The organism is Massilia genomosp. 1 (genome assembly GCF_011682185.1).
Lineage (GTDB): Bacteria > Pseudomonadota > Gammaproteobacteria > Burkholderiales > Burkholderiaceae_D > Telluria_A > Telluria_A rubra.
Map to the genome: position 1 here is coordinate 1 of NZ_WHJF01000480.1, position 321 is coordinate 321.

At 69.5% G+C, this 321-nt stretch carries 1 protein-coding gene; it reads right to left on the reverse strand.

All coding sequences use genetic code 11. The features are described 5' to 3' along the window. The coding region (locus tag F1735_RS34590; protein WP_167241577.1) for an ADP-ribosylglycohydrolase family protein at window positions 1–321 on the reverse strand (321 nt) is incomplete at both ends.

Here is a 321-nt window from a genome sequence, read left to right on the forward strand (position 1 = left end):
GTTGCCCAGGCTGACCGCCGCGCGCACCACCTCTTCATATGTGCCTGCGGCCTGCACCAGACGCGCCGAGCGTAGCGAGTCGACCACGTAGCCGGAGCCGCCGCCAGCAGGAGGATCGTCCGGGCGCACCGCCCATTCCAGTTCTTCCAGCGCCTCCGGCATGGACGCGTAAATGGCACGCAGCGCCGCCACCGCATCGCCCCAAGGATCGCTCGATACCGCCAGCTCGCGCCGCGCCCACAGGCAGTACAGCGCGCAGCACACTTGCGAGCGCAGATGGCCGTGGGTGGGCAGGGATTGCTGGTGGGCGTCATGGACGAG